12 protein-coding genes are annotated in these 15,694 nt (G+C 34.6%); 8 read left to right on the forward strand and 4 right to left on the reverse strand.

Annotated features, from left to right (window positions below):
• Positions 1-684 precede the first annotated feature (684 nt).
• Positions 685-4,503, forward strand: a complete 3,819-nt coding sequence (locus ACXX8U_RS06570) for a DUF8693 domain-containing protein (RefSeq protein WP_458565155.1) — start codon at positions 685-687, stop codon at positions 4,501-4,503.
• A 341-nt stretch (positions 4,504-4,844) separates the two neighbouring features.
• On the opposite strand, the gene ACXX8U_RS06575 is transcribed toward ACXX8U_RS06570, so the two are convergent.
• The 3 genes from ACXX8U_RS06575 to ACXX8U_RS06585 all read right to left on the reverse strand — a co-directional run bounded on the left by ACXX8U_RS06575 (position 4,845) and on the right by ACXX8U_RS06585 (position 10,270).
• Positions 4,845-8,672: an FIDD domain-containing protein gene (locus ACXX8U_RS06575; protein WP_458565156.1), complete on the reverse strand. Its 3,828-nt coding sequence runs from the start codon at positions 8,670-8,672 to the stop codon at positions 4,845-4,847.
• A 290-nt stretch (positions 8,673-8,962) separates the two neighbouring features.
• A complete protein-coding gene (locus ACXX8U_RS06580) occupies positions 8,963-9,730 on the reverse strand; it encodes a T9SS type A sorting domain-containing protein (RefSeq protein WP_458565157.1) in 768 nt (255 codons plus the stop codon).
• 21 nt (positions 9,731-9,751) lie between these two features.
• Positions 9,752-10,270: an ankyrin repeat domain-containing protein gene (locus tag ACXX8U_RS06585; RefSeq protein WP_458565158.1), complete on the reverse strand. Its 519-nt coding sequence runs from the start codon at positions 10,268-10,270 to the stop codon at positions 9,752-9,754.
• A 337-nt stretch (positions 10,271-10,607) separates the two neighbouring features.
• On the opposite strand from ACXX8U_RS06585, the gene ACXX8U_RS06590 reads away from it, so the two are divergent.
• From ACXX8U_RS06590 to ACXX8U_RS06620, 7 genes are all read left to right on the forward strand, one after another.
• Complete coding sequence (locus tag ACXX8U_RS06590) at positions 10,608-11,498, forward strand: EamA family transporter (protein WP_458565159.1); 891 nt, start codon at positions 10,608-10,610, stop codon at positions 11,496-11,498.
• 330 nt (positions 11,499-11,828) lie between these two features.
• Positions 11,829-12,440, forward strand: a complete 612-nt coding sequence (locus tag ACXX8U_RS06595) for a porin family protein (RefSeq protein ID WP_458565160.1) — start codon at positions 11,829-11,831, stop codon at positions 12,438-12,440.
• A gap of 127 nt (positions 12,441-12,567) precedes the next feature.
• Positions 12,568-12,720, forward strand: a complete 153-nt coding sequence (locus ACXX8U_RS06600; RefSeq protein WP_458565161.1) for a lmo0937 family membrane protein — start codon at positions 12,568-12,570, stop codon at positions 12,718-12,720.
• A gap of 131 nt (positions 12,721-12,851) precedes the next feature.
• Entirely contained in the window at positions 12,852-13,115 is a 264-nt protein-coding gene (locus tag ACXX8U_RS06605) for a YtxH domain-containing protein (protein WP_458565162.1), read from the forward strand.
• Between the two features lie 54 nt (positions 13,116-13,169).
• Positions 13,170-13,523, forward strand: coding sequence for a phage holin family protein (locus ACXX8U_RS06610; RefSeq protein WP_458565163.1), 354 nt, complete (start codon positions 13,170-13,172; stop codon positions 13,521-13,523).
• The gene (locus tag ACXX8U_RS06615; protein WP_458565164.1) at positions 13,520-13,873 is read left to right on the forward strand and encodes a hypothetical protein; all 354 of its coding nucleotides are present in this window, start codon (positions 13,520-13,522) and stop codon (positions 13,871-13,873) included. The genes ACXX8U_RS06610 and ACXX8U_RS06615 overlap by 4 nt, the downstream gene beginning before the upstream one ends.
• A 231-nt stretch (positions 13,874-14,104) precedes the next feature.
• Complete coding sequence (locus tag ACXX8U_RS06620) at positions 14,105-14,581, forward strand: nuclear transport factor 2 family protein (protein ID WP_458565165.1); 477 nt, start codon at positions 14,105-14,107, stop codon at positions 14,579-14,581.
• Between the two features lie 31 nt (positions 14,582-14,612).
• Here the strand turns inward: ACXX8U_RS06620 and ACXX8U_RS06625 are convergent, their stop codons facing one another.
• A complete protein-coding gene (locus ACXX8U_RS06625) occupies positions 14,613-15,671 on the reverse strand; it encodes an o-succinylbenzoate synthase (RefSeq protein ID WP_458565166.1) in 1,059 nt (352 codons plus the stop codon).
• Positions 15,672-15,694: the final 23 nt, after the last annotated feature.

Consider the following 15,694-nt stretch of genomic DNA (forward strand, 5'->3'; position numbering starts at 1 on the left):
ATTAAACAGATACAAAAACGTTTTTACTAGCGTTTATATTTCTACAGTAAAGAGATTGAAATATATAGCAATTTGCTGCTTGAAAGTTACTTAAACCCACTTAAACTTACTTCTTGCAAATCTAGACACACTCCTTTTTACTTTCAAAAAATTTATCACTTGTACTGCCGTTTTATTTACCAAGATTTTAGGCTAGGTGATAAAATAAAACGGCTACTGAACTTTAAAAGCACTTTAGAAATTAATTGGAATAAAAATATCAGATTTAAATTCGTACAAAAAATCGATTAAAAGCATATTTTATCGATTAAAAGCATATTTTTAAAAAATAAGTAAGAAATAATTGTTTTAAAATTTGTTTTATAACAAAAGAAAAACCAAATTTGTAATGCTATTAAACTGTAGTACCAAACCACTACGTAGAATATAATCTATGTACTACAGATATACTGTATTGACTTTGTAAAATTTAATTACTAAAAATAAATCCAAACTGCTATGAAACTAAAAAACTACTCTTCTGCTGTTTATGATTTTTGCACTATCGTTTATTTAATATGGATGCCCTATGAAGTTCGATTATTACCATGCATAACTAAAAGTTAAGCCCAAACCATTCTTGGTAATAATCCGCCACTATCGCTAAAATACTTCTTGAAATTATTAATTTAAATGGTAGTAATCATGAAACTCTTAAAATATTTAACAATCAGTATTTTATTTTGCAGTACCTATTTCGCCTATGGTCAAGGAATAGATTGGCAGAGTATCAATCAAGGTTCCGATTTAAATTATACTTCGGTTACCTATGGTAATGGCCTATATGTTGCGGTAGCTAGTTCGGGAGTTGATAAACGCGTTATGACCAGCCCCGATAGTAAAAACTGGACGGCAAGAAACACTCCTTCTGAAAATCAGTGGCAGTCGGTTACCTTCGGAAACGGACTTTTTGTGGCAGTGAGCACAAATGGATCAGGTAACCGAGTAATGAGTAGTTCAGATGGTATTAATTGGACCCTGAGAAACTCTGCTGCTGATAACCAATGGCAATCAGTTACATTTGGTAATGGTCTTTTTGTAGCTGTTGCCAAAAGCGGCTCAGGTAACCGAGTAATGACGAGTCCTGATGGAATTACTTGGACTTCGAGAACTTCAGCAGCAGATATGAATTGGTCAAGTGTAACCTATGGTAAAGGACTTTTTATTGCAGTTGCAAGTGGTGGCTCTGGAAATAGAGTAATGAGCAGTCCTGATGGAATTACTTGGACTTCGAGGGCAGCTTCAGAAAATATTGGCTGGTTTTCAGTAACATATGGAAATAATCTTTTTGTGGCTGTCGCCGGTTCAGGAGTAGGAAATAGAATAATGACAAGTTCTGATGGTATAACATGGCAAGCTGGAACTCCGGCAGCTCAAAACTCATGGAGATCAGTTACATATGGTAATGGTGTTTTTGTTGCGGTTGCAATTGATGGTACCGGTAACCGAATAATGACCAGTACTGATGGTTTACAATGGAATTCTAGACTTAGTGCCGCAGACAATAATTGGGTTGCTGTAACTTATGGAAACGGATATTATGTAGCAGTAGCCAATAGTGGAGCTGGAAACCGCATTATGAGTAGTACCGATGGTATTACTTGGAACGCATTAAACACAGCAGCAGATAATCAGTGGCGTTCTGTAACTTATGGAAAAAATATTTTTGTAGCCGTTTCTTGCACTGGATCAGGCAACAGAGTAATGACTAGTCCGGATGGTTGTACTTGGACTCCCCGTGCCTCCGCAGCAGATAATTTGTGGACCTCAGTAGTTTATGGCAACGGTCTTTTTGTAGCTGTAGCAATTGATGGTGCTGATCATGGAATTATGACAAGTCCTGATGGAATTAATTGGACATCTAGAACTGCAGCTGCTGCTAATGCTTGGACTTCAGTGACCTTTGGTGATGGCCTATTTGTAGCCGTTGCAAGTTCAGGAACAGGCAATCGAGTAATGACAAGTCCTGATGGAATTAATTGGACATCACGAACTTCAACTGCTGATAATGCTTGGTCTTCAGTGACCTATGGCAATGGACTTTTTGTAGCAGTTGCTAAATATGGAACTGAGGATTTAGTCATGACAAGCTCAGACGGAATTGTATGGACTTCAAGAAAATCGGCCTCAGCCAATCAATGGTATGCTTTGACTTATGGTAATGGCCTATTTGTAGCTGCTGCAACTAGTGGTTCTGGAGATAGAATAATGAGTAGCCCTGATGGTATTAACTGGACTTCAAGATCATCAGCAGCAGATTATCAATGGGTTGCGATTACTTATGGTAATGGGCTTTTTGTAGCTGTAGCTAATGATGGAAGAGGTAACAAAGTAATGACTAGCCCTGACGGAATCATTTGGACTTCAAGAAATTCTGGATCAGATAACTCATGGTTTGGTGTTACTTACGGAAACAACAGATTTGTTGCTGTTTCTTCAAATGGTACTAATAACAGAGTCATGATTTCAACTTGTTCGCAACCCGCTGCACCAACAGCCTCAATGCAATCTTTTTGCGCAAGCGATCAACCTACTGTTTTTAACTTAAAAGCCTCGGGCCAGGATTTAAAATGGTACGCTACCGAGACTGATAGCAACTTCTTATTATCAAACACTGCACTCCGCTCAGGCACCTATTATGTTTCACAAACTATTGGTGGCTGCGAAAGCTCTCGCAAGGCAGTAGTGGTTACTGTTACTAATTGTGCCATCATGTGGACAGGTGCAATAAACAATATGTGGTCTATAGCTGGCAATTGGTCAAACGACCAAGTTCCTGATGGAACTTTAGATATTGAAATTCCAAAAGGAACACCAACATTAGATATTCCATTTACCATTACCAAAAATGCAAAACTTACCGTTTCAGGATTAGGTACTTTAACTATAGCACCTAATGCAAGTTTAACTGTTCAAGGATTAGCAAACTTTAATGATCTTCCAATTACATTAAAATCAGATAAAACTGGAACTGCAGTCATCGGACAAGTTACGGGAACTATTTTGGGCGCTGCTAACGTTACCGTAGAACTTTTTATCGCACAAGGCAAAAAAGCTTTCCACCTTTTAAGCTCTGGTGTAACAACTAAAAATTTTATAAGCAATAATTGGCAATTAGCTACTCCTATTGTGGGTGTAGGCACTAGCGGAAGCGGATTTGATACTGCTGCAGTAGCAAGTCCTTCCTTGTTTAAGTTCAACAATAATCAATCTGTTGGAAATGGCTGGAGCACCATAACTGCAACAAACAACACTAACCTTGAAATTGGCAATGGATACCGAATGATGGTGCTTGGAGACCGAAATGCAAACATTAATAATAATGAATCGCACACTATGAACTCATGTGTAACCCTCAAGGCTACTGGGAATTTAGCAATTGGAACTATTGTTTTTGATAGCAAAGTCTTAAATTCGACTACTAATCAAGCTACTAATGGCTATAGCCTAATAGGAAATCCGTATGTAAATACCGTCAATTGGAATACGCTATCTAAAGAGGGTTTAACGGAGTCTTACTATGTATGGGATCCTAAAATGGGTACTGATGAGCAAAGAGGACGTTATGTGGTATACAACAGTGCCACAGGTTCTAGTAACATAGCTTCGGAGGTTAACGGCTTTATTGCGCCGGGACAAGCTTTTTTTGTACAAAATAAAATTCTCGGTATTGCAGGAAAATTAACATTTCAAGAAACAGATAAAGTAGGTAACACTAACGTTAATCAAGGCTCAAGAACCCAGCCAATATTGGTTTCGCGTTTAGATATGAGTGTATACGAAGCGAGCGAACTAAGCTCTGGCGGTTTTCCAATTGATGCTGCTGTTGCTGTTTTTGATGCCGCTTTTAATAACTCTATTGACAATACTGATGTGGTTAAACTAAGCAGCGGAACTGAAAATTTTTCCATAACAAATAATAACAAATCTTGGGCTATCGATACTCGAGGTCTCATTAGTGATAAAGATGAAGTATTCCTTAATTTAGAAGATTTTAAAGCCAACAAAAACTACAGTTTCCGAATTCAATTTTCTAATTTTGACACTCAATTTACACCGTTTTTGGTAGATACCTATCTTGGGACTAAAACCAAAATACCTACAGATGAAGCCGCAATCATAAATTTTTCAACTACAACAGCTGCAGCTTCATACAAAAACGATCGATTTAAAATTATATTCGAAAATAAAACATTAGCTACTGCAGAATTTACTTCGGACCAAATTGTACTTTACCCTAATCCGGTTACCAACAATCAATTTAACCTTACACTACCAACAATTATAGAAGGAGATCTTAAAATACAATTGATTTCTATACTTGGACAAACAGTATACGAGCTTCAAACTCAGGCCAAGCCAGAACTAAATATCATAATCAAAAAAGAGCTACCGCAAGGTGTTTACCTTGCAAAAATAAGCCATCAAAATATTAATCTTATCAAAAAAATAACAATCAATTAATGTAATTTCTTGTGGGACAATTGTTGCAGCTATTTGCAAATTAACAACTTAAATTCTGGTATATACAATTTATTTTGAAAACAAGTAAGGTCTTAAACAAGCATAAATTGTATCAACAATTTTAACAAATACTTCGTCAAAAATGTTTTGTTAGAATCACAAATCAGAGCCTTTTATTTCAAACACAAAAAGAACAAAAGCAATAATATGCATGTGATATTAAGTTGATTTGTTTTGGGATTATGGTTACTTACAATTAGTTTTTTTCAATGTTATAAAAAACTTAAACTACATTTTCCTCTGTCAAGAGTATTTTGACTAGTAAAGTAGTAGTATGTTTTTTAACGTTTTAAAGCAAAATGTCCCTTTAAAACTCTGCCATCTTCGAGTTGGATAACATACCAATAATCATCAGCAGGCACGGGTTGCCCATTAAATGTTCCGTCCCAGCCTTCCCCTTTTGGATCAATTTGTTTTATTAATTTGCCATACCTATCAAATACACGTATTATAGTTTTTGGGTTAAAAGTTGCGTTTACCCCTTGGGCAGTCCACTTATCATGGTATCCATCTGCATTAGGAGTGAAATATTTTGGTATTCCTAAAACCGCAACTTCTTGTACAGTTGTACCGCACCCATTTAAATCTTTTACATAGACCGTATGAACTCCCGAAGCTACGTTATCAAAAAGAGGACTTGTTTGAAAATTTCCAAATTCCTGATCCAAAGCATACACATAATCACCTGCACCCTTTGCCATAACTGTAATACTGTTTTGGGTTGTTAAGTCTTTTATTGCTATTTCAACTTTGGCTTTATCTGAGGCGTTAACTGTAATTGTTCTAGTTCTTGCGCATCCAAATGAATTGGTAGCAGTTACCGTATAAATTCCTTTTTGATTGACAGTTAATTCATAATCTATTGCGTTTACGATCGGTTTACCATCCTTAGTCCAGCTGTAACTAAAATTATTTTTTTGGTTGCTGTTTAGTAATCCTGCATCAATTACTTTGGTAAAAGTTGGTAAATCACTACAAACTAATTCATCGCCAGCAAGCTCCATTGTTGGTAAAGGATTGACAAAAAATGGGATCGTTACGATTGCTTTACAAGATGGATTCATCGGATTCACAACCTCTACTCGCACTTCTTGAGTAGTCGTGAAAAATGGATTCGGTAAAGGGCTTGGTAATTGATTATTATTGGCATCGAAATAGTAAACCTGCATTCCCGTTTGAGCTCCAAGAATGGTGTTTTGAAATGTTGAGGTATCAAAAGCAAATTTTCCATCTTGCTCATTAGGATCCACTTCGTCATCGCAAATACTGGTCAAACTAGTTGGTATTGCGAATGCTTCTGGTAAATCATCTACAATAAAATCAATACTACTTTCATAAAAACAAGCCGCTGCGGTAGTATTTGTAACAACTACTTTTATTTTTTGAGTTGAAGTGATAAACGGATTAGGCAATGGACTCGGTAAAGCATTGTTATTTTGGTCAAAATAAGTAACAGAAACACCTGTTAAACCATTTAAAATTTGCGATTGCAGCGAAGAGGTATCAAAAGCCAAATTACCGTCTTGATCATCATCACATTTAGCAACTTTCAAGGCTTGAACTATTGGAATTCGTTCTACATTTAATGTTATGTGGCTTCCCAATCCTAAACAATCGTTGTTAATTTTACTGTCAACACGAATATAAATTTTCTGTGTGGTGGGATAACCAATGTTTCTGTAATTTGAAATATCGACAATCGCATTTTTCTCAGCTAAAGCATCTGCAAGATTTCTAAAATAACGAATATCTAATAATTGTCCTGCCGGAAAAATATTTTGAATATCTGAAGTGACACTACTAAAATCAAAAGAGGTAATTCCATCTGTATTTGTGCCTAAAGTAGCGTCATCACAAACAGTAAATGACTTGGCATAATTCACCGGAATTTGAGTTGTTGTTACATACAAATTGATTCTTGCAATTCGATAACAACCATTGCTATTGCTGATTTTGGCAAACACAGCATCATTGCTTACTATTCGATTGGTATAAGAAGTTGCATTCAAAATTGGATTAATATCATTTTCAGCTTCTGATAAAGTTTTATAAAAAGTAACTGTCTCATTTGAAGCATTCGAAGTGATTTTAGAAATCGCCTCTTCTAAATTAAAAACACTAAATCCATCAGTATCATCATCACATTGCTTTAAATCTGCAACATTCGAGATGACTGGTAAGGCCAAAACCTCGATTTTAAAAGACGTAACCGCAAAACAGCTTGCATTATCCTTATTAACTACTTTAACATAAATCGTCTCTGATGTATTCGTATTTACGTAAGATTCCGGAGAAGAAATACTTTGCGTTAGCGCGATATCTTTGTAATAGGAAAGCAAAAATTGACCAGCCGATTGTCCGTTTAAAATCGTAGTCGCGTTTTGAGTCAAATCGAATACCACTCTACCGTCAGTATCCGTACCAACCGTTGTGTTGTCACACAATGCTATTTTTGGAATGTTTGAAGCACTACTAGGAAGCGGTTTTTCGTAAACAGCGATATCAAAAGAAGTCGCGCTTTTGCAACTTGTATTTGATTTGTTAGCTACTTCTGCATAAATAGTTTGACGCTGATATGGTGTTGTGTTGAAATAATTGTTTGGCGTGGTCAAAGGAACTTTGCTGGCATAATCTGTTGCATTGGCATAGAAAGTTATCTGATACAAATCAGGGTCTTGTCCATTTAATATTGAAGTTATTTGAGATTCTAAATTAAAAGAATACCTTCCATTATTGTCATCATCACAAACTTGTATATCCGCAGGTTTTGTTGCGGTTGGTACTTCAAAAATCACTACTTCTTTAGTTTTGGTACTAGTTCCACTGGTGCTTGCGGCAGTTACAGAAACGGTGTAAGTTCCTGCTGTTGAATAAATATGAGATGGGTTGATTTCTGAAGAATTAGTTCCATCTCCAAAATCCCAAATAGCGCTAGTGAGGGTTTGATTCGAATTTATTTTAAATCGAGAAGGCTCGCCAACACAAGTTGAATTGACCTCTATTGCAGGGTTAAAAAAAATGGATTGATTGAAAGCAGGTAGACCATTAAAAATCAATCTACCCCTAAGATCTACTTGATCAAACCTCAGATTACACGATAGCCCTATACTGTTAGGGCTGTTAATAACGGATAATTTCGAGGAAACCAAACCAGTTATATATATTTTTCCATCAGGCCCTAATTGCATAGCAGCAGGAGCCCAATCAAAACCATCAAACAATATTTTTGATGAAGGAATATCAGGAGCATTTAAATTAAACTGATAAATTCGAAATGTTCTAAAACTAGATGCATATAGAACTTCGCTATTAGGAGAAAATTCAGCACCATAAAATCCAAATTCACCTTGTAAAAGAATTTTAGGATTGGAGACCTTCCCAGAAGTGGAATTAAAATCAAATAGCTCTAAAGCTACATGATCAGGATTGTATATCGTATATGCTACAGCGAGTTTAGAACCATCTGGAGATATTTTCATATATCCAAGTATTTTATCGTTATCATCTATAGGAGTTCCAATATTGCTAATTACCGGTGTAAAATTAAACCCCGTAGCCGTTAAGCTATGGGCATAAAAATTACTATCACCAAACCCATGTGTTATAATCCAATAATCAGTATTATTACTTTTCTTGACAATAGCTATTTTTTCAGAAGAGGGCGCGTAAACCAAAATATTTTTATCGTTGGTCACGTCACCTAAGCCATTGTTTAAAGTCATATCAACTATAGAATATCTAAAACCATTTTCTTTAGCTTCTTCATCTATAGTAAAAACATAAAATAAATTTGAAGAACCTGGTTTTTGAACGATAGTTGCTGATTGTGTACTTGAATCGTGTCCTAACAAGTCCGTTCCGTTAGACATCACTTGATGGTTTCTATTCCAAACCTCAATTCCATCGGTATAAAACAATAATTGTCCGTCTGCATCTGATATTGTTGCACAACCTTCTTGTGCTTCCAATTGCCCATCTGTAAGTGCGACAGGACTGCCACTGTTAAAATCTAATCCAGCTTTACCGCCAAAATACCAAATATTCGCCTCTTTTTGAGCCACCGCATTAAAAGAAAGCAGTAAAAGCAGCACTTTAAAAATTTTATTCATGCAATTGTAAATTTGGGTAAAAATAGAAAAATCAGAGTTCTTTTACTTATTAAAGGTTCACAAACTTCTATAAATACAATTGTAAAAGTACACTTATCGAGTTTTTAAAGCCTAGATAGAATTGCGACAACTGCAAGGCTCAGAAATAAGACAATAAAAAAACCGAGCATTGCCTCGGTTTTTTTTTTAAGTAGATTCAAAGTTAGTTCGTATCGAATTTAATAGCATCCAACAATGAAGATTTTTAAAGTTTAATTAAACAGTAATTTTCTCTTGCTCAATTAATCGAGCTATTTTTTTTGAATTTTTTTAATCATTTTAGTATTACCAGTGGTAATTTCCATAAAATAAAGACCCGTTGCATATTGTGATAAATTTACAGCAATAGCATCGTCATTTTTAGTATCTATTTCTTTCAATAGTTTTGCATTAATATCAAAAACTCTAACTTTTGAGACTGTAGTTAAATCATTTTTTAAAATGTTAAAAACTCCATTTGACGGATTAGGGTAAATATTTACATCCTCGACAGTTGCAAAATCATTCGTTCCCAAAGTGGTAAATGACATTGTGGTTGCACCGCGATTAGCTCCTCCATGATATCCTAAAGTGTAATTTGCTCCCGACCCAAATGAATAAATAACATTTAGAGAGCTTAGGTTAAAATTAAAAATATAATCAGAGGTATCGCCTGTATTAAATGCTCTTGATGCCACAATTGTTCTTGTTGATCCATTAACTTCGTTAGTTGTTACAGTCCAATTTTGTACTGCATCAGCAACGGGTGCTTGAAAACCAATCAATCTGTCATCGCTAAAAGATGATGCACTTCGCATCACAACACAATCAGTGCCTGAATTCATACTCAAAGCGTTTAAACCAAATGCAAACCAGCGATCTGATGGACCCTTTAAAGTAAGTGTCACTCTTGATGTATTGGAATCTAAATCAAGTTTTGCAGACATAAGACCACCTAGAGTAACCTCACCCGATGTTTTTTGAGCCTGGCAAAAATAACTTGTTGTAATCAAAAATAGCAGTATGTAAATTTTCTTCATATTTAAGTAATTAAGGGTTAATTAATTTAGCAATATTATTAATTCTGTATTTTTATTGAAATTGGCAAAATCTTGTGCACTTTTACCATCACTATCCTTTATGTTGAGATTAGCGCCTGCTTTTATAAGCATTTTGGCAATTTCATTTTTGTTAAAAAATGTAGCATAAATCAATGCGGTTTTTCCTTGAGCATCTACTTCATTCAGATTAGCTTTTAACGCAATAAGTTTTTCAACAATGGCGCTATTTCCTGACATTACAGCTGCCATTACTGCACTCCCCATCCCATTGTTGTAATTGACATCACTTACCTTTTCAGCTAAAAACAACGCTACCTCTTTATTACCTCTATAACAAGCCAAAATTAACGGCGTATATCCATTAGTATCTACGGAATTAATGATGTTAGGGTTTTCTTTAAAAACATTTTTAATTTCTTCTAAAGTACCTTTTCGTGAAATATCAAAAACATTTTTACTTTGAGCATGTAAAAAAATGGTACAGAATACTGAAAGGAACAAAAAGTAGTTTTTTATCATTTGATTTAACGATTTGAAAATTATTATTTAGTTGATATATATTTTTTTTTGACTGTGCTAAAGATATAAAAAAAGCACTACTATTACTACTCATTTTCAATATTTTAGTTACAAAATTTTCTTTATTTACACCAATACAAAATCTCTATTTTAAACTTTATAATTAGTAAGATTAAAAAAGTTTTACATGACTCAAGATTTGTCTTGTAGCAAAAAAAACAAATTAAAGATGCGTTCTTCACATTTGCTTTATACTTAAAGTATCTTATCATCAAATAAAAAGTACTTCGCCAGAAAGTATTTTTTAGTAGCTTTACTACTCCTATAAATCAAAGTTGTGAAAACCAAATTCCTTTCCATCCCTCCTATTCCTGCGGTACTTTTTGCCATTATAAGCGTTCAATCAGGAGCAGCCATTGCAAAAACTTTATTTCCAATATTGGGTGCAACAGCTACAGCCTCACTACGAATTGGGATTTCAGCACTAATTCTTCTAGTCGTTTATAGACCTAACTTATTTAAAATAACTGCCCAGCAATGGAAAATTGTTGTCCCGTATGGATTATCCTTAGGAGCTATGAATTTGATTTTTTATTTAGCAATTGAACGCATCCCAATTGGGCTTGCGGTTACCCTAGAGTTTTTCGGACCATTACTAGTTGCAGTTTTGGGATCGAAACGAATTTTGGATTATTTATGGGTTGCTCTAGCAGCTACAGGAATTGCATTGATTGCACCTTGGACTAATAACGAAATTGACATTCTGGGAGTTGTATTTGCCTTGCTCGCAGGAGGCTTTTGGGCAGTATATATTATCTTAGGAGGAAAAATTTCAAAAATAATGAACGGTGGCCAAGCTGTAGCAATAGGAATGCTTTTTGGTTCACTATTAATTATCCCATTTGGAATTGCTGGAAAAGGGCTTCTCCTTCTTACTCCTACATATTTATACATGGGAATTGCTCTTGCTCTTTTATCAAGCGCGATACCATTTACGCTGGAAATGAAAGCACTTGGGCAATTACCGGCACGTACCTTTAGTATTTTAATGAGTTTAGAGCCTGCTGCTGCAGCTATTTGCGGATTACTTTTTTTGAGCGAGCGTCTCAATACAAATGAAATTTTAGCGCTTTGTAGTGTGGTTATTGCATCTGCTGGATCAACGATCACTTCAAAAAGAGCTGCAAAACTTAAAGATGATGAAAATTTAGAAAATCTTATTCAATAATTAAGATTAGTAAAATATTTCGCATCAATCCATTTCTTCAATTAAAAACATTTTAATTGTTATTACAAAAACAAGTGTTGAAAGAGAATGGCTTTCTATTAGAGCAATAGGAAAATTAACCACTTTACTTCTGATCAAAAGTCATCTTTAAGTATACAATTGCAGTCCATTTTTATCCAAATCGGTGAAAAACTCATAGAATTGCTCCAGAAAAGCGTTGTTAATTGTAAAATATGTGAATTGTATAAAAATTGGACAAATTCGTGTAACACGATTTATGATGAAGTATCCCATCTTTGTATCAAATAAAAACAATTAAAAAACAAAGTCATGAGAAATACAAAAAGAACACTTTATGCAGCAGTAGTAACTGGTTTATTAGCATTTACAGGAATGCAAGCGCAAGAAAAAACAGCCGCTTTTGGTTTTAAAGGAGGTTTAAACTTTTCTAACTTGTATACAGATACCGTAGATGACAATAATATCCTAACTGGTTTCAATGCAGGTTTGTATGCTAAATTACCGATTACAAATAGCATTGCCATCCAACCAGAGATTAGTTTCACAACAAAAGGTGCTGAATTAGTGACTGATAATAGTACCTCAAAATTCAATGTAAACTATATTGAAGTACCTGTATTATTGGTTGCAAATTTAACTGAAAATTTTAACGTTCATGTTGGCCCATATGCTGCATACATGGTAAGCGGTAAAAGAACATTTGAATCTGGTATCATTTCTGGAGAACAAACTTTAGATACCGACGATTTTAACAAGTTTGATGCAGGTGTTGCAGCAGGTATTGGAATCGATTTAGATGCAGTAAATTTTGGAGTACGTTATAACTACGGTTTAACCAAAATTGGAAAAGAAGGTGATTTTAATTCATCAGATGCCAAGAATAGTGTGCTTAGTGCCTACATCGGATTAAGACTTAACTAAATCATAAATAAGCCGTTGGATGTAACTACTGGTGAAAAGTTATTGGTCATACTAAAATAAAGACTAGTACAACCTCACTAAATACAACCAACGGCTAATTCAATCTAACCTTTTAAAAACCAAAATTATGAACAATCTTTTTTACACCATCGCAGTTATCTTAGTTATTTTATGGGCTATCGGCTTTTTCGCTTACAGTCTGGGATCAATCATTCACTTACTTCTAGTTATTGCGGTTATTGCAGTACTATTCAGACTTATCTCAGGAAGAAGTATCTAAGACCTTTTAAATTCCATATCTTCAAAACTTAGTTTTTTTTATTAAAAATTTAGGTTTTGTTGCTATTTGAAAAAAAAGGGTAATGCATTTGCTAAGGCAAACTAAAAACAAAAACATTAAAACATATTAATATGAAAGCAGATAAAGTAGTTTTAGGAATTTTAGGCGGAGTAGCTGTTGGAGCACTTTTAGGAGTATTATTTGCACCTGAAAAAGGAAGCAAAACCAGAAAAAAAATAGCTGATAAAAGCGCTGATTATGCAGAAGATTTGAAAAGTCAAATTGATGCCTTAATCGGAACTATTCAAAAAAAATATAATTCGGCGACCGAAGAAGGTAAAGATGCAATAATTGAAGGTACGGAAGCTTTAAACCAAGCGGCCAAAAAACTTTAAATGTCATTTCAAACAAATTCATTTTGTTTGAACTTTTAATGCAACACAATTATCATGGAAAAAAAAACACCTTCAATAGAGGATCTTTTTGAAAAAGCAGAGACCTATACCAAAACTTCAATTGAATTAGCCAAGTTACAAGCAATAGACAAAGCAGCCGATTTAACGTCGTCATTGTTATCACGAATGATGATTGGTGCTGTAATTGGAATGTTCGCATTGCTAGTCAACATTGGCCTTTCTTTTTATATAGGTGATCTTGTAGGCAAAATACATTTTGGTTTTTTTATTGTAGCAATATTTTATTTGCTAATAGCTGTTTTGCTGTTTGTTTTCAAAGAGCAGTGGATCAAAACACCAATCAGCAATTTGATTATTGTAAAAATGCTTAAAAACAAAACGCTATGAAACGTATCAATCCCTCAGACACTTTACAAGAAGCTATTGATCTCTTGAAGCGAAAACAAGAATTGGAGTTGTTAGACCTTAAAAATCAATATCATGAAACGTACAGCCATTATAAACCAATAAATATTCTAAAAAGAACATTTGGCGAAGTCCGTCAATCTTCTGATTTAAAAAGTGATTTAATAAGTAATGGTTTGGGGTTGCTCACGGGTTATTTAACACGTAAAGCAGTAGTTGGCAGCACGCATAATCCCATAAAAAAAGTATTTGGCACCATTTTGCAATTTGCTGTAGGCGCTTTGGTACAAAAAAAAGCTGCAAATTTTAACGAGCAACGAGACAACGAATAAAAATAATTATCCTCTGTAAGGGATAGAAAAGGTTTAAAGTAAAAAGTAAGCTACTAAAAGAAAGTACTTTATGTCATAATTTTATTAAAAATCAAGACATAATGAAAGAAAAGTTGCTATTTTTATAATTTATATTGCAAACTGCTTTGAATAAGTTTGATCAATCAAATTTACTAGCGTTTATTATAAAATTATTTAGAAGCAGTTACTATATTTTCAAACCTTTTCAGTATGCATCGCAACGAACAACTCATATCTAAATTTTATACAGCTTTGGTTAAAGGTGATATAACAACAATGAAAACTTGTTATGATCCAAATGTAGAGTTCAGAGATCCCGTTTTTGGAGTGTTACAAGCTTCAGATGTACTTGCCATGTGGGAAATGTTGATAAAAAAGAGCAAAGGCAATTTGAAAATTGATTTGAGTAATGTTATAGCCAATGAATACTTAGGAAAAGCACAGTGGACAGCTACTTATCCATTTAGTGCAACCAATGCCACTGTTGTCAACCGCATTCAAGCCCAATTTTATTTTAAAAACGGTTTAATCATCAAACATGTAGATGATTTTGACCTTTACAAATGGTCGAAACAAGCTTTTGGAATAAAAGGTGCTTTATTGGGTTGGACCGGATTTTTTCAAAATAAAATTCAACAAGGAGCCAAAAATTCATTGCAAAACTATATACAAAAACGGAGCTCATAAAGCCCCGTTTTTTTTTGCTTTTAAAAAACTTTTATCCTTTGCTATTCTCCAAAGTAGTAAAATCAAAAGACCATCCCAAATCCTTTTTATACCAAAGTTGTCCTGCTTTTACTTGTAGCGGACTATCGAAATTATTGGTGTACAAAGCACCGGTTCCTAATCCTTGCGGAAGGGGACTGTTTTGCAAATACGTCCATTGAGCAATTGCGTTTAGGCCAATATTACTTTCTAAAGCTGAGGTGATCCACCAACCTATTTGATGTTTTTCAGCTAACTCAATCCACTCTTGAGTACCTCGAAAACCACCCACAAAACTAGGTTTCAAAATGATGTACTGAGGCTTAATTTTTTGCAACAATTCATCTTTATTTGCGGTAGAATAAACCCCAATTAATTCTTCGTCTAATGCAATAGGGAAAGGAGTGTTTTTACACAACTCTGCCATACTGTCAGCTTGGTTTTTAGCAATTGGTTGCTCAATACTATGTAATTCAAATTCAGATAATTGTGTTAATTTATCTAAAGCATCATTTTTATCAAAAGCACCGTTAGCATCGACCCTAAGTTCTACTTGATCAGCAGTAAAAAGAGTACGAATATAACGCAATAAAGACAATTCTTTTTCAAATTCGATAGCTCCAATTTTGAGTTTTACACATCTAAAACCATCTGCTAATTTCTCTTCAATTTGCTCTTTCATGTAGGCTTCCTCACCCATCCAAATCAAACCATTAATATCCATGGCTTGCACTCCGTTTGTAAAATCAGAAGGAAACAACTCGAATGGATTGGCACTCGCTAAAGATTGAAAAGCCATTTCAACGCCAAATTGAATTGACGGAAACTCTATCAAAGCATCCCAAAGCGCTGTCACTCCCAAATTAATATTCTCGCAAGTCCATTGCAAACGCTGCTCGTAATCCGGTCGATCATCTGCGCTTAAACCGCGTAAAATACCGCACTCTCCTATTCCTTTTTTTCCGTTGTGCTCAATGATAATAAACCAAGTTTCTTTCTCTGTTAAAACACCACGAGATGTACCTGACGGGCGCTTGAACTCGAGCATGTATTTATGATAAGTTGCTTTCAAGATATTGTTTTTTAAAACTTGTT

This window comes from Flavobacterium sp. GNP001, from assembly GCF_054343775.1.

What these genes read in the sequence shown, in the direction of transcription:
- ACXX8U_RS06605 (WP_458565162.1), top strand. Translation starts at nt 12,852, where the DNA reads ATGAAAGCAGATAAAGTAGTTTTAGGAATTTTAGGCGGAGTAGCTGTT.
- ACXX8U_RS06610 (WP_458565163.1), top strand. Translation starts at nt 13,170, where the DNA reads ATGGAAAAAAAAACACCTTCAATAGAGGATCTTTTTGAAAAAGCAGAG.
- ACXX8U_RS06615 (WP_458565164.1), top strand. Translation starts at nt 13,520, where the DNA reads ATGAAACGTATCAATCCCTCAGACACTTTACAAGAAGCTATTGATCTC.
- ACXX8U_RS06595 (WP_458565160.1), top strand. Translation starts at nt 11,829, where the DNA reads ATGAGAAATACAAAAAGAACACTTTATGCAGCAGTAGTAACTGGTTTA.
- ACXX8U_RS06570 (WP_458565155.1), top strand. Translation starts at nt 685, where the DNA reads ATGAAACTCTTAAAATATTTAACAATCAGTATTTTATTTTGCAGTACC.
- ACXX8U_RS06600 (WP_458565161.1), top strand. Translation starts at nt 12,568, where the DNA reads ATGAACAATCTTTTTTACACCATCGCAGTTATCTTAGTTATTTTATGG.
- ACXX8U_RS06575 (WP_458565156.1), bottom strand. Translation starts at nt 8,672, where the DNA reads ATGAATAAAATTTTTAAAGTGCTGCTTTTACTGCTTTCTTTTAATGCG.
- ACXX8U_RS06585 (WP_458565158.1), bottom strand. Translation starts at nt 10,270, where the DNA reads ATGATAAAAAACTACTTTTTGTTCCTTTCAGTATTCTGTACCATTTTT.
- ACXX8U_RS06580 (WP_458565157.1), bottom strand. Translation starts at nt 9,730, where the DNA reads ATGAAGAAAATTTACATACTGCTATTTTTGATTACAACAAGTTATTTT.
- ACXX8U_RS06620 (WP_458565165.1), top strand. Translation starts at nt 14,105, where the DNA reads ATGCATCGCAACGAACAACTCATATCTAAATTTTATACAGCTTTGGTT.